Raw genomic sequence first — 20,552 nt, 5'->3', positions numbered from 1 at the left:
GTGTGTTGTTATCGCGAATGATAATCAATATTGAATGGAGATATAAATAATCATTAAGTGGTAGTTGTTGGTATTAATTCTCATTTGTAAAAGGTACTCCCGAGGGAGTTGCCTGCCACGGGGCGGGAGCGGCGCGGAAAACGGCTAGTTTTTCGGATCTAAGGTCATCATCATCATTTGCGCAGGTTATTGATCTAATTAGAGGCTATTTCGCGCAGATGTCGAATCGTTTAAAAAGTGTTCACCATCATGGACCAGGAAATTGCCGCTTTAAAACTGAACATCAACCAACTGGCAGGGATTACTGGCGTACACCGTCAGACGGTCGCCGCCAGGCTGAAAAATATTGAACCGGCCCCAGGTAGCAACAGCAAATTAAAGCTTTACCTGATAACCGATATTCTGACCGAACTGATGATCCCCACTGTGTCAGCCAATATCGATGATATGCCGCCATCGGACAGGCTTTCCCACTGGAAAGCAGAGAATGAGAGACTCAAGTTCGAGCAGGATACGGGGCAGCTCATTCCCGCCGATGAAGTTGCGCGCGAATTCTCATTGATGGCGAAAGCCGTCGTCATGGTACTTGAAACCCTCCCTGATGTACTTGAGCGTGACTGTGCATTAACGCCTGTTGCGGTTTCTCGCGTGCAGAGCGTTATTGATGACCTGCGCGATCAGATGGCGGAGAGGGTGCAGGACGCTGAAGCAGAGGAGGAAGAGCCAGAGGAGGACTGATGGCAAAGCGGGCATCCGCCAGAGGCATCCGCCGCGATGTTTCCGGTATCTTACGTGCCCCGCGTCGAATGCAGGTGGCCGATGCGGTCAGTACTTATATGCGCGTGCCAATGGGGGCGGGTAATTCCGTTCCATGGGATCCGGATCTGGCACCTTACGTGATTGAACCGATGAACTGCCTGGCATCGCGTGAATATGACGCGGTAGTGTTTGTTGGTCCGGCGCGAACGGGTATTCGTCGACAACTGGGGCAGACCAAGGAAATATCAGGTTTATAAAAGCCTGCCCGTTTCAGGCCGTCAGCTTGATACCAAAGAAGTGGATGCGGAAAACATGCTGCATCTTAAATTTGTCCGCCGTCTGCACCAGACCCGGGGCGTATCGATGCTGTCCGGTGTACTGATGCGCCTCAGCGCACTCAAAGAGTATGAAGATGCTGAGCTCACCGCCGCACGTATTGCTGCTGCGCTGGGGATGTACATCAAAAAGGGGGACGGGCAAAGCTTCGAAGAGAGTAACACTGCTTCCGATGATGATCGCGAAGTGATGATTCAGCCAGGCATCATTTATGACGATCTTAAGCCTGGTGAAGATATCGGCATGGTGAAATCTGACCGGCCCAATCCTAACCTTGAAACCTTCCGTAATGGGCAACTTCGCGCTGTCGCAGCAGGCAGCCGACTCAGCTTTTCAAGCACAGCCAGAAACTACAACGGCACCTACAGCGCGCAGCGACAGGAACTGGTGGAATCAACAGACGGCTACAGGAGGTGATAAGGTTTCGATTGACCCGAAACATAAAGCGCCATATTCAACCCGTATTCCAGCGGTGGTCCTGGCGGTCAACAACAATGCTATGACATTCAGCGACCGTAGCGGGGGGATCTCGAGGCGACGGGTGATATTCAACTTCTCTGAGGTAGTGCCGGAAAACGAACGTGACACGATGCTGGCAGAGAAAATTGAGGGGGAACTGGCGGTAGTAATTCGCCACTTGCTTACACGCTTTGCAGACCAGGACGAAGCCAGACGACTATTGCACGAGCAACAGAAATCAGAAGAGGCACTGGCAATAAAGAGGGAAGGTGATTCGCTGGTGGACTTCTGCGGCTATCTCATGGCATCGGTAGTGTGTGATGGGATGTTTATTGGTAATGCCGAGATAGTGCCGTTCAGTCCGCGCCGATATCTTTATCATGCTTATCTGGCATACATGCGGGCCAATGGTCTGAGCAAGCCAGTATCTCTTATGCGGTTCGGTACGGATATGCCAGGTGCAATGGCTGAATATGGCAAAGAGTATCAGAAGCGGAAGACCAAGCATGGTATCAGGTCAAACGTTACGCTACACGATGACTCAGACGACTGGATGCCATCCTGTTCCGGTACTTCTGAAAATAGCAGGGCAGAGTAAAGTTATAGAATAAGTGTTCACCAGTATTCACTCTGTTAAAAAGTTTATTTATAACAGTATGTTAAGGGGTGAACACTTATTTATTAAGTATTCACCAAGTATTCACCTGTTCACCTTTTGGTTGTTTTTTGCTCTAAAGGGTGAAGGGTAGGGTGAACACTTGTGAATACCTGAAAGAGTAGTGTTCACCATATAACCGTATGAATTTAATTAAGAAATTAGCAAAGGTGAACGGGTGAACACTTAAACGTATATTTTTTAATTTTATATCTATCAATGGAGGAAAGAGCAATGCAACGGCTAATGGAAATAAAAAATCGGCTGGAAGTAATCGAGGAAGCGCTTAACGAACAGTATCCGCGCTTTAAAGCAGATCCAGACATTACCGGGCAGATAACAGACCTGAAGGACTATGTCCAGGAGGAACGTAAGAGCATTCAGAAACAGAAGGCGCGGGGAGAATTGTCAGAGTTTGAATCAGCCTTCATTGAGCCAGCCATTAACGATGTTTATCTGTCATCGCTCGACAAAATCAGAAGAGGTTCAAAACCAAGCAGTAGCGTTAACGGCTACATTTGCGATACCTCATCCACACTAAGTTACTGGCTCTTCCAGATTAGAGATTATGAGGGTAAGGAAGAGTAGTAATAAGGGATATACCACACCACCGGGGAAACCCGGTTTTTTTATGCCTCAATCTAATTAATCTGTTTTTATGGTTAAAATTATTTTACTTACCACTTTTGTTGATCAATGATTGCTCATGTACCATCAATCACGATAAGGGTAAGAAGATGGCAGAACGGAACAATAAGCAGCACGATAAAGGCGGTACGGTCCATATCGATGCTGAAACTATGAAGAAGATCGAAGAGTACCAGGCATTCATCCGAAAGAATCACCCGGAAATGCCTGTACCCACTAAAGGCCAGATTGTGCGTAGCAGTGTGAACTACTGGCATCACCATACGCTGGGGGCATGGCTATGAAAGGCTGGTACACCATTAAAGCATCCAATGACGCCACCAGCGCCAATATCAGTATTTACGAAGAGATCGGCGGCTGGGGTATCACTGCTCAGCAATTCTCTGAGGATCTGAAAGCCCTGGGCGATATTTCCCATATCAGCCTTCACATTCACTCACCCGGAGGTGACGTATTCGACGGGATCGCTATCTACAACCTCCTGAATAAACACCCGGCAAAAGTCACAGTGCATATCGATGGCCTGGCCGCTTCTATGGCGTCAGTTATAGCGATGACTGGTGACCGCATCGTTATGCCAGAAAATGCGCTCATGATGATCCACAAGCCGTGGGGCATATCTGGCGGAAATGCCAACGATATGCGCGACTATGCCGAGTTACTGGACAAGGTGGAAAGCGTTCTTATCCCGGCTTATGCCCGCAAAACGGGTAAGTCTGCCGAAGTGCTGGGGGCCATGCTCGAGAGTGAGACCTGGATGGATGGGCGTGAATGTGTGGCGCAGGGCTTCGCAGATGAGCTGTTGCCGGCGGTCAGTGCAATGGCCTGTATTGAATCGAAACGAATTGAGGATTTTGAGCATATGCCGAAAGATATTAAAGGGATGATTACTAACCCTAAAGGCTCTACCAGCATCGCAGTACCTGAACAGAATCGTATTAACGGGATTAAAGACCTGTTTGCGATGTTTGGCGGTAAGCATGATTCATTGAAGATGCAGTGCCTGGAGGATGTGGGCTGTACGCCGGAAAAAGCGAAAGACATGCTTCTGGCGGCGCTGGGCAAAAACACTACTCCGTCAGATAAAACCATCCATGAGCACATTTACGCTGGTAACGGCAACATCACCGGTGATGGTATTCGCCAGGGGCTATATGCCCGCTTAGGCCATGAACGCGCCGAACGCGGTAATCCTTATGCCATGATGAGCCTTTTTGAAATGGCTCAGGCCTCGCTGGTGGATCGCGGGATCAGCATTAGTGCTTTTGGTAGCCGCTCGCAGATTGTGAACCTGGCATTTACACACAGTAGCAGTGATTTCTCTCATATCCTGGCTGGTGGCGCTGAAAAGTCGGTGCTGACAGGTTGGCAGAACAGCGGTGAGACATTCCAGCAGTGGACTAAAACCGGCTCTCTATCGAACTTCCATGAAGCCAAGCGGGTTGGTCTGAATGGTTTCTCTGATCTGGATAAAGTACCGGAAGGGGCAGAATATAAATATGTCACAACCAGTGACAGCGGCGTACCTATCGCCCTGGCTACGTATGGCAATATTTTCTCGATTACCCGGCAGGCCATTATCAATGACGATTTGAGCCAGTTGACGACTGTTCCTCAGGCAATGGGCCGCGCTGCGGCGCGTACCGTAGGGAATCTGGTCTATCTAAACCTGACAGCGAACAGTAAGTTCACCGATGGTAAAGCGCTGTTCCACGCCGACCATAAAAACCTCATCGCTAAAGGGATGGATACAGACGGACTCAATGAGGCCCGTAAGGTTATGCGCCTGCAGGAGGATGCAAACGGCGACCCGATCAATGTCATCCCGGCCTATATCCTTGTTCCCGCTGCTCTGGAAGGGGCAGCCAATCGCGCGGTGCTCTCATCTTCCTCTTTGTTCCCGGTGGACCAGGACGGCACACTGAACCAGAACCCCGGCATTATTAACGTGGTTAAAGATATGGCTCAGGTTGTTGTTGAACCGCGGCTGGATAAGGCGGACAACAAGCAGTGGTATGTTGCAGCGGCGCAGGGCACAGACACCATCGAGGTGGCTTACCTTGACGGTATGGACGTGCCGTATCTGGAACAGCAGGAGGGCTTCACCGTTGATGGTATCGCATGGAAGGTGCGCATTGATGCAGGTGTGGCCGCGCTGGATTACCGCGGTCTGGTCAAGTCGAGTGGGGCATAAGAGCAGAGGGGCGGCCACGGCTGCCCATTTCTCGCGGGTCCTCCTGGCGGGCCGGCCTTCCACGGGGCGGCGGCATCGCGGGAAATGAATAGTTTTTCGCATTTTATTCGTGCAGCAGCGGCGAATTAATGCATTGATTTATAATGATACAGGTTGCTTTTGCTGCAAAAGTGACCGTGCAACAGAGGTAAAAGTGGAGCTGAGAAGGATGCACGTTAACGTCTCCCAACTGGCGGAGCTGGTGGACATGAATCGTAACTTGGTTGCGCGGCGGCTGCGTGATCTGGAGTTAGTCGGCGGGAACGGGGAAAACCTTAAACAGTACGAACTTGGAAAAGCCTTACGAGTGCTTATCATGCCATCGGTTCAAGAAAATGGTGAAATGTCGCCGCAGGATAGAAAGGCCTGGTATCAGTCGGAAAATGAAAGGCTCAAGTTCGAAAAAGAAGAGCGGGAGCTTATACCCTCTGAAGAGGTTGCGCGTGAATATTCCACCCTAGCAAAGGCTGTTGTTCAGGTACTGGAAACGCTTCCGGATATCCTCGAACGAGACTGTGCGTTAACGCCGTCAGCTGTGTCACGTGTTCAGGGCGTTATAGATGATTTACGCGATGAGATGGCTCGAAGGGTGCAAGAATCAGAAAGTGGTGAGTTATGGGGTTAATCATCATATTCCACAATTGATCGAGTATATCTGTATAAAAATATATAAAAGGTTACCCCATGTCTGAGTAACCTTTTATCTGTTATTTGAAGTCAACTTACAAGAAATTACTTCGAATCTTTTTCATCGTCACTTTCTTTCTTAGCGTTTTCTGTTTTGCTATTTTTATTCTCCTGTGGCTCTGCTGAAAGAAAGAAGGTCTTTTCCTTTTTGTTTATTACTGTTTTCATTATGACCAATATCATCATTGACACCAGAGCGATGAAAGCCGGGAAAGCCACTGGGAATACTTTGCTTATAGCCGGGCCAATTCCAAAGAATAGCGCTTCCCGAAGTGTGTCAAGTGCTGAACTACCGCTTTGAATGAATGATAATGCGAACGTCAATAAGGCTACCATAACGCCAAGAAGAGTTGTAGCACTCGCAATGATACTTTCGTTTTTTCTAGAAAGATGAGCAGCTTGCTCTTTAGCATAAATATAATTCTCTGAAGATTCTTCTGTTGCTGGTTCAGCATGGAGATAAATCTTCGAAAGAGTTTCGCAAAAATTCTTTTTATAATCTGAAGGGATGAAGCTAGAATCAATCACTTCCTTAATTAAATCCTCGGTGATTTCTTTAATAGTGTAAATGTCTTTTAGCAAAACGCCATTTTTTCTTGCAGTTGCAGCCATTAAACTCAATATTACTTTTCTATCATGGTGGATAGCGTCAGATATAGCTGACCGTAAAGAATAAACTATTTCTTTGTTAGTCGCCTCGACCTTTTGCAAATACTCTTTTTTGTCTTTACCAGAAAAAACCTTGCGACCAATCCAGGTAGTAATAAGTCCACTGAAAATCCCTCCAGCGATGCCTACAAACCACGGGTTATTAACGAAGCCGATAATGTCCATTAGTAATACCATAATTTATTTTTTTATTAATATATTACTATGTGTAACACAATGCAACGTGCCATTAACCATATAAATGGTGGTGTATTGCGGTGTGTATTGCGGTGTGTATTGCATTTGGAGTTAAGCAATGCCCATTAGCAGAAAAAAAGCTTAATTAACAGAGGCATAATTCGATTGTGTTGCATGATGATCCATAAACCATGGGGCTTTGCAGGTGGTGATGCCAACGACATGCGGGATTATGCCGATCTGCTGGATAAGGTCGAGTCAGTCCTGATCCCGGCATACGCTGAGAAAACCGGGAAAACGACCGAGGAAGTTGCCGCCATGCTGGAAGATGAAACCTGGATGGATGGTAAAGAATGCCTGGAGCATGGCTTTGCTGATCAGGTCACAACATCTCTGCAGGCGATGGCCTGTATTCAATCAAAACGTATCGAGGACTTTGAAAAGATGCCAAGCAGCATTCGTAACATGATCACCCCGCCGCGCAATACTACCCAGCGCGAACCTCAGCAACCACAGGTGGAGACAACGACGACCACAGCGCCGGCGGCCACTTCTGATGAAGCCTCTATCCGTGCACAGGTGCTTGCCGAGCAAAAGAACCGTGTTAACGCGATTAACGATCTCTTTGCGATGTTCGGCGGCAAGCATAATGAGCTGCAGAATAAATGCATCGCGGATCCGGAATGCACCGTTGCACAGGCTAAAGATGAACTGCTGGCGGCGCTGGGCAAAAATGCAACCCCGTCGAATAAAACCACGGATGCGCATATTTACGCCGGGAACGGTAACTTTGTTGGCGACGGAGTTCGCCAGGCACTGATGGCGCGCGCGGGCTTTGAGAGCATGGAGCGGGACAACGTTTATAACGGCATGACGCTGCGCGAATACCGGCTGCGAGCTGCGTAATAACCTGCCGCGCATCGGCTGTTTCCTCTCCATTAACCGTCTTTCCTGACAGGTATACCCATGAAAAAAACTATTCTGGTGCATGCCGCTGCGTGTGCGCCGGCTGAATCGTGTGGCTGGGTGGTGAACACGCCTGCCGGGGAGCAATATTTTCCCTGCCAGAATCTTGCCGCTGTACCGACCCTGTATTTCCGCATGGATCCAGCAGATTACCTTCAGGCACAGGCTGCAGGCGATGTGATGGCCCTGGTACACAGCCATCCCGATGGCCAGCCGTTTCTCAGCGATGTTGATCGCCGCCTGCAGGTGCAGAGTGGCCTGCCGTGGTGGCTGGTCTGCGATGACCGGATATACAAATTTCGCTGCGTACCGTTCCTCACCGGGCGGGCATTTGAGCACGGCGTGACGGACTGTTACACCCTGTTTCGTGATGCGTACCATCTGGCGGGGATTGAGATGCCGGATTTTGCACGGAGGGAGGACTGGTGGAAGCAGGGGGATAATCTGTATCTGGATAACCTGGAGGCGACAGGTTTTTACCGGGTGAATGCCGCAGAGGCACAGCCCGGAGACATTCTGATGTGTTGTTTTGGTTCATCGGTTGCCAATCATGCCGCGATTTACTGCGGCGATGGCGAGCTGCTGCACCATATTCCTGATCAGCTCAGTAAACGCGAGAGGTATTCTGAAAAATGGCAACGCCGCACACACTCCATATGGCGACACAGGGCATGGCACGAGTCTGCCTTCACGGGGATTTACAACGATTTGGCCGTCGCTTCAGCCTCAGTATAAATACGGGGGCCGAGGGCATTTACGCGCTGGCCACGCAGATACCGGGCTTCCGGCAGAAACTGAGCGCCGGCTGGTATCAGATACGCATTGCCGGTCAGGATGTGGATGAAACCCGCCTGTCTGCCCGTCTGCATGACCCGCTGCCGGAGGGGGCCATTATTCATATAGTTCCGCGCATGAGCGGGGCGAAATCCGGTGGTCTGTTTCAGGTGGTGCTGGGTGCGGCACTGATAGCGGTGGCCTGGTGGAACCCGCTGGGCTGGCTGGGGGCTGCCGCGGTGAGTGGGATGTATGCTGCCGGGGCCGGTATGGTTCTGGGCGGTGTGGCGCAGATGCTGGCGCCGCAGGCGAAAACCGCTTCGTCAAAACAGACCGACAACGGCAAACAGAACACGTATTTTTCGTCACTGGACAACATGGTGGCACAGGGTAATGCCCTGCCGGTGTTGTACGGTGAAATGCTGGTCGGCTCCCGCGTCATCTCGCAGGAAATCAGCACCCGGGATGAGGGTGCTGGAGGGCAGATTGTTATCATTGGTCGGTAAAGCGGGCCATCATAAATGACAGCCGTGCAAGATGAACAAAATGGTGGCTATTTTATAATTCCGCAGGCTATCCGTGCGCCACCGCCGCCCAGTGGTGTGGGATGGTCTTCATGGTTATCTCCGCCAGCATGAATCATTATTGCCCGGCCTTTAATCTGGCTGACAGATTTGAGTCGTGGAGCAAGAACAGGGTAGTCAGATTTCCCTTCCGGATTGACATACAGTGCAGGAAGATCCCCGAGATGACCTCCGTCATTATACGGTCCAAGATGCTTTTTTGTGTGCTGAGGGTCGAAGTGACCTCCTGCTGACAGTCCGGCAACAGGCTCCCCGTCTTTCATTGCCGGGTTACAGCTCCCGTTTTCATGAATATGAAAGCCATGAATCCCGGGAGGAAGAGAAAATAATTCTGGGGTGAATAACAGCCCGTACTTCGTTTCGGTAATACTGATATTCCCGGCCTTTTGTTCAGTCCCCTTTGCGTCAACAAGATTGATTATGACATCAGTACTGGCAGCGGAGGCCGCGGTGCTGAAGAACAATACTGTAAGCATAAAGATATTTTTTTTCATATTCACTCCATTGTTGTGTTTGCGTTATCGGATTGATAGTAATGATATTTAAATTAAATTAATGTTATCGCTGTCATCGGTCATATCTATTACTTAACAAAACCGCCTCCGGGCGGTTTTGTCGTTTCAGAGGGAACAGATTATGGGGAAGGGTGGTGGTGGCAGTAAAACGCCACATGAGGCTCCTGACGACCTGAAATCCAGTCAGATGCTGACCGTTGTTGATGCCATCTGCGAGGGGCCGATAGAAGGCCCGGTGGACGGGCTGAAAAGTGTCAGAATTAACAAAACGCCGGTCCTCGACAGCGACGGTAACGCGATGGTTCACGGTGTCACGGTGGTTTACCGCGTGGGGGAGGATGAGCAGACCGAGATGGAGGGATTCGAAGACTCCGGTGCGGAAACGTTGCTGAATGTGGAAGTAAAAAAGTCAGAAGCCATTACGCGAACGATTACCACCAGAACGGTGGACCGCCTGCGCTTTACCTTTGGTGTACAGGCGCTGGTGAGCACCAGTAACAAAGGTGACCGTAACCCTTCCAGTGTACAGATGCTGATCCAGTTTCGCCGGGACGGATGGTGGCAGATGGAGCGGGAGATCACCATCACGGGCAAAACGACCACGCAGTTTCTGGCGTCGGTGGTGATTGATAATTTGCCCCCGCGCCCGTTTGAAGTCCGCATGCTGCGTCTCACCGATGACAGTACGTCAGACCTGCTGCAGAACAAAACGCTGTGGTATGGCTACACCGAAATCATCGATGTGAAACAGCGCTATCAGGCGGGAAGGCTGTTTGGTAAGGGACGCTACAAAGAGTAAAAAAAAAGGCGATCAAGGGATCGCCCGTAAGGGTGTCGTATGACCTGGTACTGATTTTATAATGATTTAAGGAAAGTACATTGGGGGTAACTTCCGCAAATAATTATAAAAAAGGTGGGGCTGCGATAAGTCGCCCCAATGCTTGCTTGACACTCAACTTTTTTATCGTTATTTAAGGAATTTACGGGCAGTAATTTCCGCAAATAACACTAAAAAAGAGGGCTGAGAGCAGCCCAAACAATAACAAATATGAGTCAATGTTAATCTTTCACCTGGCATCCTGACCGGGTACTTATTTATGCCATATTGTATGTGGGCAAATTTTGATATGCATCAATTTAACATTTTATTCACAAGTGGACGGATGAGTAGGAAAACTCCTGGGTTTTTGTTATAAAGAAAAACGCAAAAATGTAGTTATATAATTAAGGTAAAATAATACCTGGATTAAGAAAACGTTTGTTATTGAGTATGTCTTCCCGCTTAACCATCATAAAATATCAAAGAAGATATGAGGGAGTTACAGAGAGAACGTCATTCAAGGGGACACCTTATGGTTTCATGTCAATATATGGCTTGCCCACGATGCCATATTGTCTTTGAATACCTGAGAGGCAAAATGTACGGAACCCAAAAAAAATCTGAAAATGAAGTGAAGGGGTTTCACCTTCCTTCGTAGAGTGCTACTTTTATAGAGCGGTGATTCCTATACAGGATGCGGGGCTAAATGGTCATGAAGCATAGGCACTTCAGTGGTTGAGACAAGCAGCGGGTTATGGTTGACCAGCCAGTAACTCACCGGTAGAAATCCGGCACCGCACTGCGTTCAGATGCAGGTAGCTCCATCCCATTATTAGTAACAGATATGCAAGATGTATTTTTCCAATACTTTGACCAGTTTCCGAACTGGTCTTTTTTGGTCTGCCATTATTGATGGATTAATTTTGGTTTTTCACCCGTTATATATGAATAGTATTCAGTGTACATGATATGTGACATTTTTTTAATTCTAAGTTTAAGCATAATTCGATACTTATGAATTCTCAGCGTTGCCTGAGTTATGCCTAGGCTGGATGCTATTTTAAAGTCATCATGTTGATTGAGTGTCTGTCTTATTATTTCGAACTCTTTGATTGTTAGTGAGGGGAGGTCTGTTTCAGGTCCGTTATAAAAAATACTCACGTTGTTTGAAATGTATAGGAGGCCGGTTTTTCTTGGAATGAAGTGAACAGGCACGGTGAGTTTTAGATCGGAAAACTTGAATGCTGAAAGAAAAATAATTTTGTTAATAAGTGTTATTTTGACGATGTGTAGTAGTTGATTAATTGTTAGTTGACAATATGCTGCATCGATTAAAAGGGTGTCATGGCTTGTGTGTTTTTTATTTAAAATAAATATTGATGTTAATTTAACAACACTGTGCTTCCCGTATAAATAATAGAAACCACTAAATAAAAAATTATCATTTGTAAGAATGTATAGCATATAAACCACCTTACTGTTAATCAGTATCACTAAACATGATTAACGGAACGATATACGCGATAATATGTAATGATATTTATAGTAAACGCATGTGATTATGTCATGTTGATATCATCTTTTTAAGATTAATCTTTATAGAAAATGACGTAAGCCTATGAATGAGTTGGCTAAAGTGTACGCATTAATGATTAGCGAGTAAAAGCGTTTAGTGAATCTCAGCCTCTTCAAACATTTCCTGAACAGTACGGCTTATCTGTTCTATTTTATGGTTGATGGCGTCAACGCATTCAATTTTGGAAGGAAAAACTGTCCGAAACCGGTCCGAATATGTCCGAAATTTTGGCTAACTATATGATTTTTAGTACCTGAAAATACACCTTTATTTGTGCATTTTTGGTTCTGAAGGTTTGTTATTGCATTGAAAATAAAGGATAAAAAATAATTTTGGAAAAAACAGGAATCGTATTCGGTCTCTTTTTATGTGGCGAATGCGTTGCCATCCTGGGCTTAACACTGCGTGTCGCATGTTACATTCTTCGTAAACCATACCATACTCCGGCCCATGATCGTCCAGGCTTTTTTGCCGCCATTGCTAAAATTATAACCAGGTACCATTGAACTCAGGAGGCGGCATGGGACGACCAGATAATATCTATCAACGAATTGAAGGTTCGCACTGGCGTCACGTCTGGGTAGTCGGAGATATCCACGGCTGTTTCTCATTGTTGATGGCACACTTGCACCAGCACCGTTTTGATCCGTGGCAGGATCTGCTGGTTTCGGTGGGGGATGTTATCGACCGTGGGCCTGATAGTTTGCGTTGCCTGAAACTCCTACGTGAGAGCTGGATTGTGGCGGTCAGGGGTAATCATGAACAGATGGCGCTGGACGCGCTGGCGACGGGGGAGCCCTTCCACTGGTTTATGAATGGTGGTTCATGGTTTGCACAGGCGGAGCAGCCAGCGGCGAGATCCTCGCTTGAAGAGTGTCGGGATTTACCCTGGATTCTGGAGCTGCGTTGCCAGAACGGCATACATGTTATTGCCCACGCTGATTACCCTGATGAAGATTATCAGTGGCAAAAAGAGGTCGACTTACGGCGGGTGCTGTGGGATCGCTCAAGGCTGATGAGTAAAGGCAACGGCATTCGCGGGGCGGATCACTTTTGGTTTGGTCATACGCCGCTGCGCCAACGGCTGGATCGCGATAATCTGCACTATATTGATACCGGTGCGGTGTTTGGCGGCGAATTAACGCTGGTGCAACTGCAATAATCAAAAATCGCTGTATTCCTGGGCCGGATGCCAGAAGCTGTCAATATAGTCATCCGCAGGTAAACATCCGCCGTTACGAATACGCTGATCGTCCATCGATATCAGGCACTGCTGCTCAGTTTTGTAGACATCCACCACGATATCTTCACAACCGCCCTCCAGGTAGCACACAAAAAGAACCAGCGTGAACATTCCATCCTCATATGGTAAAGCCATACCTGTAGTGTAGAGGATGTTGATAGATGAGGGAAATTAAGCAAGAAATAACCCGTCTGGCGACGGGTTCTTTTTGAATCAGGCAAGGCGCATGATCCAGGCATCTGACTTACGATCGTAGTGCTCGCGAAATAGTACCGAATGTTCTCCGTTCAGAAGAGCCGGGACGCTGGTGTCGGCATCCCAGGCGTCCAGTTGCATACATAAATCCGGATCAGATTTACACGGAATGGTTAACGTTCGGTCTCCTGGCGACTCGCCATGTAACTCGGCGTCGTCGATTTCAAAAGCGCCAATGCGCACACTGGTTTTCATCATCGTGCTCTCCGTTGATTTGTTGGTTGTGGTACGACCAGTTAAGCCGTCCATTTTTCAGCGTAGTCAACGTTAGCAAAAGCGCCAGTAAAAACGTGCGTTACCTTGTAAAGAGTTTGCCATCCCGGACAAGATCGCGTGGATAGCTATTCTTTAATCGCGAACCAATACGTTTTGCCAGACCGATTGGTTGGTGCTGGAATGTAACCAGTACGTCGTCACTCGTTGGTGCGGTTTGTGGGTAGACATCCCGGCCGCGGTACCACTCTTCAGCTTCGGTAAGGGTCAGTTCAAACGCATGGCTATGATTTGGGTTGGCGAGCGCGATGACGGCTTCATGCTGCCAGCGGTAACCTTTATTGTGTGTTTCAGCCAGTTTGACGCCGAGTCGGGAAAAACGAACTTTGCCGATCAGTGGTTCAATGTCTGTTGGAAACAGCCAAATCTCTTTATCACGCTGCCACAGACGCAAAGTGCCTCCCCACTGCAATCCACAGGCGTTAGCGGCCTGAGTAACAAGCGCGGATTCACGTCCTTTAAGTGGGCTGAAAGGGAAGTTACCCACTTTGTACTTTGGCGTCGGTAATGGAGGGATGGCGGCTGTTTTGCGCAAACGTGCAACGAAGAAACCTTCGCAATCGTAGATTTGCGGGAACACGTGCAGAAAGCCTTCCGGCGTCAGGGCGCGTTCGGCTTCCGGGAATAAATCGCCCAGTGGCAAAAATTCGACTGCATCCGGGTAAGTCTCAATCAACCACTGCATGACGTTTTCATTTTCGTCACGGTTAAGCGTACAGGTGGAATAAACCAGCGTGCCGCCGGGCCGCAGAGCGTGAAAGGCGCTGTCGAGCAGTTCGCGCTGAGTCGCGGCAATTTCCAGATTACTTTCTGGCGACCAGTTTTTCAGCGCATCGGGGTCTTTACGCATCACGCCTTCGCCGGAACATGGGGCGTCCAGCAAAATGGCATCAAAGGATTCAGGCAACGCTGCGCCAAATACGCGGCCGTCAAAATGGGTGAGCGCGACATTGGCTATCCCACAACGGCTGATATTGGCATGCAGGACTTTGACGCGACTGGCGGAAAACTCATTCGCAAGAATCGCGCCCTGATTATTCATTTTTGCGGCAATTTGCGTGGTTTTAGAACCTGGCGCTGCCGCAACATCCATAACTCGTTCCGGGGTGTTGCCTTCGGCAAACAGCGCGGCGACCGGCAGCATTGAGCTGGCTTCCTGAATATAAAACAGACCGCTTAAATGCTCTGCGGTGCTACCGAGCGGCAGTGACTCTTCATCATCGCGTTCAATCCAGAAACCTTCAGCACACCAAGGAACCGGAGTGAGCGACCAGTTGTAAGGCGCGGTCAGCGTGAGGAAATCGGCAACGGAAATTTTCAGCGTGTTGACGCGGATACTACGGCGCAGCGGGCGCTGGCAGGCAGCGAGAAAATCATCGAATGACAGCGTGGAAGGCATTGCTTCACGCATTTGGGTCAGAAAGGCGTCGGGAAAATAAGCCACTTGGTACCACCGGCAAAAAAACAGGTGCGCAGTGTAGCATATACCCTAAATAATTCGAGTTGCAGGAATCTGGTAAGTGACTGGGGTAAACGAGAGTACCTAACGCATATGCAACTTGAAGTATGACGGGTAGGAGTGCTCCGGCGCGAGTATTTACGCCGGAGCAGAGGAGAGATTAACGTGGCAGGGCGGTTCCCCAGTCACGCCACTCTTTCGGTTCGCTTTCGAGCAGCAGGAAGTGTTTACCCGACTGCGCTTTCGGGGCGAGTGGCGTACCCGGTGGCGTGGCGAAGGCGATACCACCGCGAATGAACTGGTTGAACGTACCGGTTTTCACGACGCCGCCGGTCAAACCGAAGTCGAGATTGTATCCGGATGCCAGCCAGAACACGGAATTGTTGCGCACCAGGTGCTGATAGCGCTGGCTAATGCGCATGGCAACCATCACACGGTCAGAAAGAGAACCCAGCGTCAGCCCGGTGACGGTCCCCACTTCAATGCCTCTGAACAGCACTGGCGTACCGATATTCAGCGAACCGGCTTCCGGCGCTTCCACCACAATACTCAGACCATCGAGGTAACGAGAGTCGGTAATCGTGGCTTCCTGTAGCTCAAAATCACGGCGCGGGTTGCCGCGTCCTGGTTCAACGTTGATATACGGCTGCAGGATGGTATCCAGATGCTCCACGCCCGCCGCCGAAATTTGCGGCGTGATCACGGAGAAGCGCGTACCGCTTCGGGCAAAGGTCTGCACATATTCCGGATACAGAACCGCTTTTGCCTGAACTTCGTTACGGGCGGTGATGAGCTCAAGCGTCTGGATCTGACCAATATCGATCCCAAGATAGCGAATCGGCATGCCGGCCGCGAGTTTACCGGCATCGAACGCGTGCAGGGTTATCTGACCGCCCACCGCACGCGCGGCGGTTTCGGAAGCATACAAAATACGCTTGTCGCCTTTGCGTTGACTGGCGCTGGCGCCACTTAAGTTATCAAAGCTGATAGCCCCTTTGAGTGCGCGCGACAGGGGAGATGCTTGTACGGTTAAACCGCTGCCGTTGAGCTGAACCTTTGCACCGCCTTCGGCCCAGAACACGCTGTTGCTGGTCAACAAATTGCGATATTCTGGTTTGATATGCAGATCGATATCAAACGCATCGGCGCGCGGACGAACGCTAATCACTTCACCGACCTCAAATTTGCGGTAGAGCACCACCGAACCGGCCTGCACATCCGGCAGCGTTTCGGCGCTCAGGCTGACCGTGGTGGTTGGCAGATCGCTCAGGCTGTTTTCAATTGCTTTTTCCAGGTTGGCATACAGCGGGTAGCTTTTTTGCATTTCGCCTTTGGTGCCTGGCAAAATGCGAATGCCGCCGCTGAGCCACTCACTGGCGCTGGCACCAAGGAATTCCACACCATCCAGCCCGACTTTGACATCCACCCGGCTGTTGACCACGAATTTACTGTCGCCTTGCACCAGCGAGCGATGCTGCGGTTCGATGGCAACGATAAATGAGACGCCTTTGCTGGAAAGCGTACGCTCAATAACCTGACCGACCTGTACGCCGTGGAGGATCAGCGGCTGGCCGGCTTCAATACCGTAACTCTCCGGTGCGGTCAGCGTAAATGTCATGACGCCTGGATCGTGTAACAACGACTTCTCTGCGGGAATAACAGTAAACTGGCTACGCGGCTCGCCTTCGCCGGGGACCAGTTCAAACGTTTTACCCGTCAGCAGTGAGCTGAGATTGGCATCGTTTAACGATAATTTAGGGCTGTGTAATTCGATCCGCGTGTTGTCGCGCAGCAGCGTTACGACGCTGGGGTCGACCGTCATTTCGCCGGTGACTTTCCCGCCCGGATTTAAATCCAGTTTGGTAAGCTGACCGACCTCTAATCCTTGATACATCAGTGACGTTGAGCCTGCCTTGAGTCCGTCTCCGCTGGGTAAATCAAGTTTGACAATTACCCCGCGCTGGCTGTGCGCGAGATCCTGATATAAACCAAACGTGTCGTCGGCAGCCGCGGGTTTTGAGTCTTCCGGCGAATCAAAAGCAATCGCACCATTGACCAGCGCGGCCAGACTTTCCAGTTTTACCTTTGCGCCACTGAGGCTGACATCCGCATTCACGCCGGATACGTTCCAGAAGCGGCTGCCTTTTTTCACCAGGTTGGTAAAGCGACGTTCAATCAACACGTCGATGGTTACCCCCTGATGATTGGGGTTAATGGCGTAGTCATACACCCGACCGACCGGAATCTTACGGAAATAAACCAGTGAACCGCTATTAAGCGAACCGAGGTCAGGCGCCCGCAGATGCAGCATCAAATCGCCATTATCAAGACGATATTTGGGCTGCGTATCGAGGGCGACGAAATGATCTTCTTCCTCGCCGGTTCCGGGCATCATGCCGATATAGTTACCACCAACCAACGCATCCAGACCCGAAACCCCAGCCAGCGACGCTTTCGGTGTAACAAGCCAGAACTGAGTATCTTTGCGCAGTGCATCTTTCATGCTCGATTTGATGCTGACGCGGACTTCAATTTTACGCAGATCTTTGCTGAGGTTGATATCTTGTACTGTGCCCACTTCAACGCCCTGATAACGAACGGGCGTGCGTCCGGGCACAATGCCGTCCGCAGACATGAAGTCAATGGTCACGGTATTGCCGCGATCTTCATAGCTCCCCCAGATCAGCCAACCTGCAATCATCAATGCGATCAACGGCAGCAGCCAGAACGGAGAGATACGACGTTTTGTTTTAATCTGCGCTTCAGTCTGCGAAGCGGGCGTTTCCTGACTCATGTGCATCCCAAAGTAATCGGCTGTCCAGCCATTCCACAGCAAGAATAGTCAATATTACCGCCGCGCCGAAATAAAACGCAGCCGGTCCCATAGTAAAAGCAAGAATCTGATCGCGATTAATCAGTGACATGGTTAACGCGATAACAAAGAGGTCCAACATCGACCAGCGACCAATCCAGGTCACCATGCGCAGCAGTTTGATGCGGGTACGCAATCCTTGCTCGCAGTTAAAATGAATGCTGATGAGCAACGTAAACATCACAATCACTTTGGTGAATGGCACCAGAATACTGGCGATAAAAACGATCGCCGCCACGCCGACGTTACTGTTTGCCAAAGACATTATGCCTGACAGGATGGTGTCTTCCTGCCGACCACCGTTGACATATATTACCGAGATGGGCAGCAGATTAGCAGGCAAAAGCAGGACAATCGAGGCCAGAAGAGCCGCCCAACACTTTTGGATACTTTGGTTCCTGCGCCAACGCAACGGGATATGGCAACGAGGGCAGCGACCTCGCGCGTCCGGATAACCTGTAAAGTGACAACCGAGGCAGACGCGGAGCTTTTCATCAGGGCGACGGGCCGGTCTTTGCGGATAAAATCGGTCCCAAAGCTGCTCTACGTTGAGGTGCGACAACGTCAAAATACTGAGGATCACCAGCGCGATAAAAGCAAACAGCCCCACACCGGGTTGCAAAAAAGCATAGTCCTGAACTTTGATTGATGCGACGCCAATACCCACAAGATAGATATCGAGCATCACCCACTCTTTAAGCCTTTCCAGCATCAACAGTACCGGGCGCAGGTTCATCCCGAGAATATTGCCAAACCACAGATAAGCAATTGAGGTCACGAGAATTAGCGGCGCACCAGCCACGCAAAATAGCACGAAGGATGCGGTGAGTGGATCGCCCTGACGGGTCATTTGCCAGATGCCCTGCAGCACATTGGCGTCAATGCGTACACCTAACAGATAGATGTGCAGGAGCGGCTCTCCCCAGGCAAAGGGCATCAGCAGCAGCATGGCGAAAGCCATTGCCGCCAGCCGCGTTAGTGACCAGTCGCGTCCGTCACGAATTCTTGCCTGACAGCGTGGGCAAAATGCACTTTGGTGTGAACGCATTTTAGGCAAACTAAAGATCAGGTCACATTCAGGGCAGCGATGGTAATTCGCACGAGGAAGTGCATCACCAATGGACCTGATGGCTATTTTTTTAGTCGGCGTGATGCGTGGTGTCGTTAAGGCCATGTATCGCGAATCAAATTGTTGAAGTAATGTTATCTTAACTCATGACGGGAATGATCTTGAGCATTAACGCATTTAATGTTTATTTTAGTAGGCTGCAGTTTTAGGTAAGACAACTAAGTGATTACATAATGAACAAAATAGAGCTATACACGGATCTGAACCGTGATTTTCAGGCATTAATGGCAGGTGAGACTAGTTTTCTGGCAACGCTGGCAAATACCAGCGCGTTGTTGTTCGAGCGTCTTGCAGAAGTAAATTGGGCCGGTTTTTATCTGCTCGAAAACGATACGCTGGTGCTGGGGCCTTTCCAGGGGAAAATCGCCTGTGTGCGGATTCCGGTGGGGCGCGGAGTATGTGGTACCGCCGTGGCGCAGAACCAGGTTCAGCGTATTGAGGACGTACATGCCTTTGACGGGCACATCGCCTGCGATGCCGCCAGCAACGCTGAAATCGTCCTGCCAATCACCGTCGATAATCAGATCATCGGCGTGCTGGATATTGATAGCACGGCGTTTGGCCGCTTTACTGAGGAAGATGAACAGGGGCTGCGGACGCTGGTGGCACAGCTTGAAACCGTGCTTGCAACGACGGATTACAAAAAATTCTTTGCGCGCGTCGCAGGATAATCAACGGATAACGTAGCAATTACTGATGACGTCATTATAATGTCGCCTGTTCATGCCTGCGCTTGTTGGCTACGTCCGTTGTAATCAGGAAATTTCATGGAAAATCAACCTAAGTTGAATAGCAGTAAAGAAGTCATCGCGTTTCTGGCCGAACGCTTCCCGCAGTGCTTTAGTGCGGAAGGCGAAGCGCGCCCACTGAAAATTGGCATTTTTCAGGATCTGGTAGAGCGTGTTGAGGGCGAAATGAACCTCAGCAAGACACAGCTCCGTTCAGCCTTACGTCTCTATACTTCAAGCTGGCGCTATCTGTATGGCGTTAAATTGGGCGCAACGCGTGTGGATCTCGACGGCAACCCTTGTGGTGAGCTGGATGAACAGCACGTGGAACATGCTCGCAAACAGCTGGAAGAAGCTAAAGCCCGCGTTCAGGCGCAACGCGCTGAACAACAGGCGAAAAAACGCGAAGCGGCCGCTGCTGCCGGGGAAAAAGAAGACGCACCGCGTCGCGAGCGCAAGCCGCGTCCTGCTCCGCGTCGTAAAGAAGGTGCTGAGCGTAAACCTCGCGCTGAAAAACCAGCAGCAAAAGCACCGCGTGCTCCTCGTGAAGAACAGCATACCCCGGTATCTGATATTTCAGTGCTGACGGTAGGGCAGTCTCTGAAGGTGAAAGCAGGAAATAATGCGATGGATGCCACCGTATTAGAAATCACCAAAGATGGCGTCCGTGTACAGCTGAATTCGGGTATGTCTTTGATTGTACGCGCAGAACACCTGGTGTTCTGAAACGGAGGC

17 protein-coding genes and 6 pseudogenes are annotated in these 20,552 nt (G+C 49.7%); 16 read left to right on the top strand and 7 right to left on the bottom strand.

Features of this window, described 5'->3' with window-relative positions; all coding sequences use genetic code 11:
* The first annotated feature begins 249 nt into the window (after positions 1 to 249).
* From On2M_RS17200 to On2M_RS17165, 8 genes and pseudogenes are all read left to right on the top strand, one after another.
* Positions 250 to 738 (top strand): DUF1441 family protein, encoded by a 489-nt coding sequence (locus On2M_RS17200; protein WP_137348429.1) that lies wholly within the window; start codon positions 250 to 252, stop codon positions 736 to 738.
* Positions 738 to 971: pseudogene (locus tag On2M_RS17195) on the top strand (phage terminase large subunit family protein); the annotation flags it as partial. The gene On2M_RS17200 and the pseudogene On2M_RS17195, both read left to right, overlap by 1 nt.
* Positions 970 to 1,503: pseudogene (locus On2M_RS17190) on the top strand (phage portal protein); the annotation flags it as partial. The pseudogenes On2M_RS17195 and On2M_RS17190, both read left to right, overlap by 2 nt.
* A pseudogene (locus On2M_RS17185) lies at positions 1,502 to 2,152 on the top strand (primase-like DNA-binding domain-containing protein); the annotation flags it as partial. The pseudogenes On2M_RS17190 and On2M_RS17185, both read left to right, overlap by 2 nt.
* A 291-nt stretch (positions 2,153 to 2,443) precedes the next feature.
* Positions 2,444 to 2,797: a hypothetical protein gene (locus On2M_RS17180; protein WP_001189354.1), complete on the top strand. Its 354-nt coding sequence runs from the start codon at positions 2,444 to 2,446 to the stop codon at positions 2,795 to 2,797.
* Between the two features lie 149 nt (positions 2,798 to 2,946).
* Positions 2,947 to 3,141, top strand: a complete 195-nt coding sequence (locus tag On2M_RS17175; protein WP_044067013.1) for a hypothetical protein — start codon at positions 2,947 to 2,949, stop codon at positions 3,139 to 3,141.
* Positions 3,138 to 5,051 (top strand): ClpP-like prohead protease/major capsid protein fusion protein, encoded by a 1,914-nt coding sequence (locus On2M_RS17170; RefSeq protein WP_210905260.1) that lies wholly within the window; start codon positions 3,138 to 3,140, stop codon positions 5,049 to 5,051. Before On2M_RS17175 ends, On2M_RS17170 begins: the two co-directional genes overlap by 4 nt.
* A 208-nt stretch (positions 5,052 to 5,259) precedes the next feature.
* Complete coding sequence (locus On2M_RS17165; protein ID WP_164999378.1) at positions 5,260 to 5,715, top strand: DUF1441 family protein; 456 nt, start codon at positions 5,260 to 5,262, stop codon at positions 5,713 to 5,715.
* Between the two features lie 107 nt (positions 5,716 to 5,822).
* Here the strand turns inward: On2M_RS17165 and On2M_RS17160 are convergent, their stop codons facing one another.
* Entirely contained in the window at positions 5,823 to 6,611 is a 789-nt protein-coding gene (locus tag On2M_RS17160; RefSeq protein ID WP_129317524.1) for a hypothetical protein, read from the bottom strand.
* Positions 6,612 to 6,767: 156 nt separating this feature from the next.
* On the opposite strand from On2M_RS17160, the pseudogene On2M_RS17155 reads away from it, so the two are divergent.
* The 4 genes and pseudogenes from On2M_RS17155 to On2M_RS17145 all read left to right on the top strand — a co-directional run.
* Positions 6,768 to 7,511: pseudogene (locus tag On2M_RS17155) on the top strand (Clp protease ClpP); the annotation flags it as partial.
* Positions 7,510 to 7,578 (top strand): annotated as a pseudogene (locus On2M_RS24280) (hypothetical protein); the annotation flags it as partial. The pseudogenes On2M_RS17155 and On2M_RS24280, both read left to right, overlap by 2 nt.
* A gap of 11 nt (positions 7,579 to 7,589) precedes the next feature.
* The gene (locus tag On2M_RS17150) at positions 7,590 to 8,324 is read left to right on the top strand and encodes a C40 family peptidase (protein WP_210905196.1); all 735 of its coding nucleotides are present in this window, start codon (positions 7,590 to 7,592) and stop codon (positions 8,322 to 8,324) included.
* A complete protein-coding gene (locus On2M_RS17145; RefSeq protein ID WP_210905195.1) occupies positions 8,222 to 8,869 on the top strand; it encodes a tail assembly protein in 648 nt (215 codons plus the stop codon). Before On2M_RS17150 ends, On2M_RS17145 begins: the two co-directional genes overlap by 103 nt.
* 47 nt (positions 8,870 to 8,916) lie before the next feature.
* Here the strand turns inward: On2M_RS17145 and sodC are convergent, their stop codons facing one another.
* Positions 8,917 to 9,441, bottom strand: coding sequence for a superoxide dismutase family protein (gene sodC / locus On2M_RS17140; RefSeq protein ID WP_210905194.1), 525 nt, complete (start codon positions 9,439 to 9,441; stop codon positions 8,917 to 8,919).
* 142 nt (positions 9,442 to 9,583) lie between these two features.
* Here sodC and On2M_RS17135 point away from each other — a divergent pair.
* Positions 9,584 to 10,219: pseudogene (locus On2M_RS17135) on the top strand (host specificity protein J); the annotation flags it as partial.
* 2,159 nt (positions 10,220 to 12,378) lie between these two features.
* Positions 12,379 to 13,020 (top strand): protein-serine/threonine phosphatase, encoded by a 642-nt coding sequence (gene pphA, locus On2M_RS17125; protein ID WP_151219474.1) that lies wholly within the window; start codon positions 12,379 to 12,381, stop codon positions 13,018 to 13,020.
* Here pphA and On2M_RS17120 read toward each other — a convergent pair whose 3' ends face one another.
* The 5 genes from On2M_RS17120 to yebS form a co-directional block, all read right to left on the bottom strand.
* Positions 13,021 to 13,212 (bottom strand): YebW family protein, encoded by a 192-nt coding sequence (locus tag On2M_RS17120; protein WP_151219473.1) that lies wholly within the window; start codon positions 13,210 to 13,212, stop codon positions 13,021 to 13,023.
* A gap of 102 nt (positions 13,213 to 13,314) precedes the next feature.
* Positions 13,315 to 13,551 (bottom strand): YebV family protein, encoded by a 237-nt coding sequence (locus On2M_RS17115; RefSeq protein WP_029139506.1) that lies wholly within the window; start codon positions 13,549 to 13,551, stop codon positions 13,315 to 13,317.
* Positions 13,552 to 13,651: 100 nt separating this feature from the next.
* Positions 13,652 to 15,073, bottom strand: a complete 1,422-nt coding sequence (gene rsmF, locus On2M_RS17110) for a 16S rRNA (cytosine(1407)-C(5))-methyltransferase RsmF (protein ID WP_151219472.1) — start codon at positions 15,071 to 15,073, stop codon at positions 13,652 to 13,654.
* Between the two features lie 175 nt (positions 15,074 to 15,248).
* A complete protein-coding gene (locus tag On2M_RS17105; RefSeq protein ID WP_187258835.1) occupies positions 15,249 to 17,882 on the bottom strand; it encodes a PqiB family protein in 2,634 nt (877 codons plus the stop codon).
* On the bottom strand, positions 17,851 to 19,134 hold the full coding sequence (gene yebS / locus On2M_RS17100) for a membrane integrity lipid transport subunit YebS (protein ID WP_151219471.1): 1,284 nt from the start codon (positions 19,132 to 19,134) through the stop codon (positions 17,851 to 17,853). Before yebS ends, On2M_RS17105 begins: the two co-directional genes overlap by 32 nt.
* A 128-nt stretch (positions 19,135 to 19,262) precedes the next feature.
* Between yebS and On2M_RS17095 the strand changes: the two genes are divergently transcribed.
* Together On2M_RS17095 and proQ are read left to right on the top strand one after the other, a co-directional pair.
* The gene (locus On2M_RS17095; RefSeq protein ID WP_151225567.1) at positions 19,263 to 19,760 is read left to right on the top strand and encodes a GAF domain-containing protein; all 498 of its coding nucleotides are present in this window, start codon (positions 19,263 to 19,265) and stop codon (positions 19,758 to 19,760) included.
* A gap of 96 nt (positions 19,761 to 19,856) precedes the next feature.
* Positions 19,857 to 20,543 carry an RNA chaperone ProQ gene (gene proQ / locus On2M_RS17090; protein ID WP_003833781.1) on the top strand — a complete coding sequence of 229 codons (687 nt, stop codon included), beginning with the start codon at positions 19,857 to 19,859 and terminating at the stop codon, positions 20,541 to 20,543.
* The last annotated feature ends 9 nt before the right edge of the window (positions 20,544 to 20,552 follow it).

Origin of the sequence: Citrobacter sp. On2M, from assembly GCF_018035235.1 — a bacterium.
GTDB classification, from domain to species: Bacteria; Pseudomonadota; Gammaproteobacteria; order Enterobacterales; family Enterobacteriaceae; genus Citrobacter; species Citrobacter meridianamericanus.
This window is presented reverse-complemented; position numbering and strand designations above follow the sequence as displayed.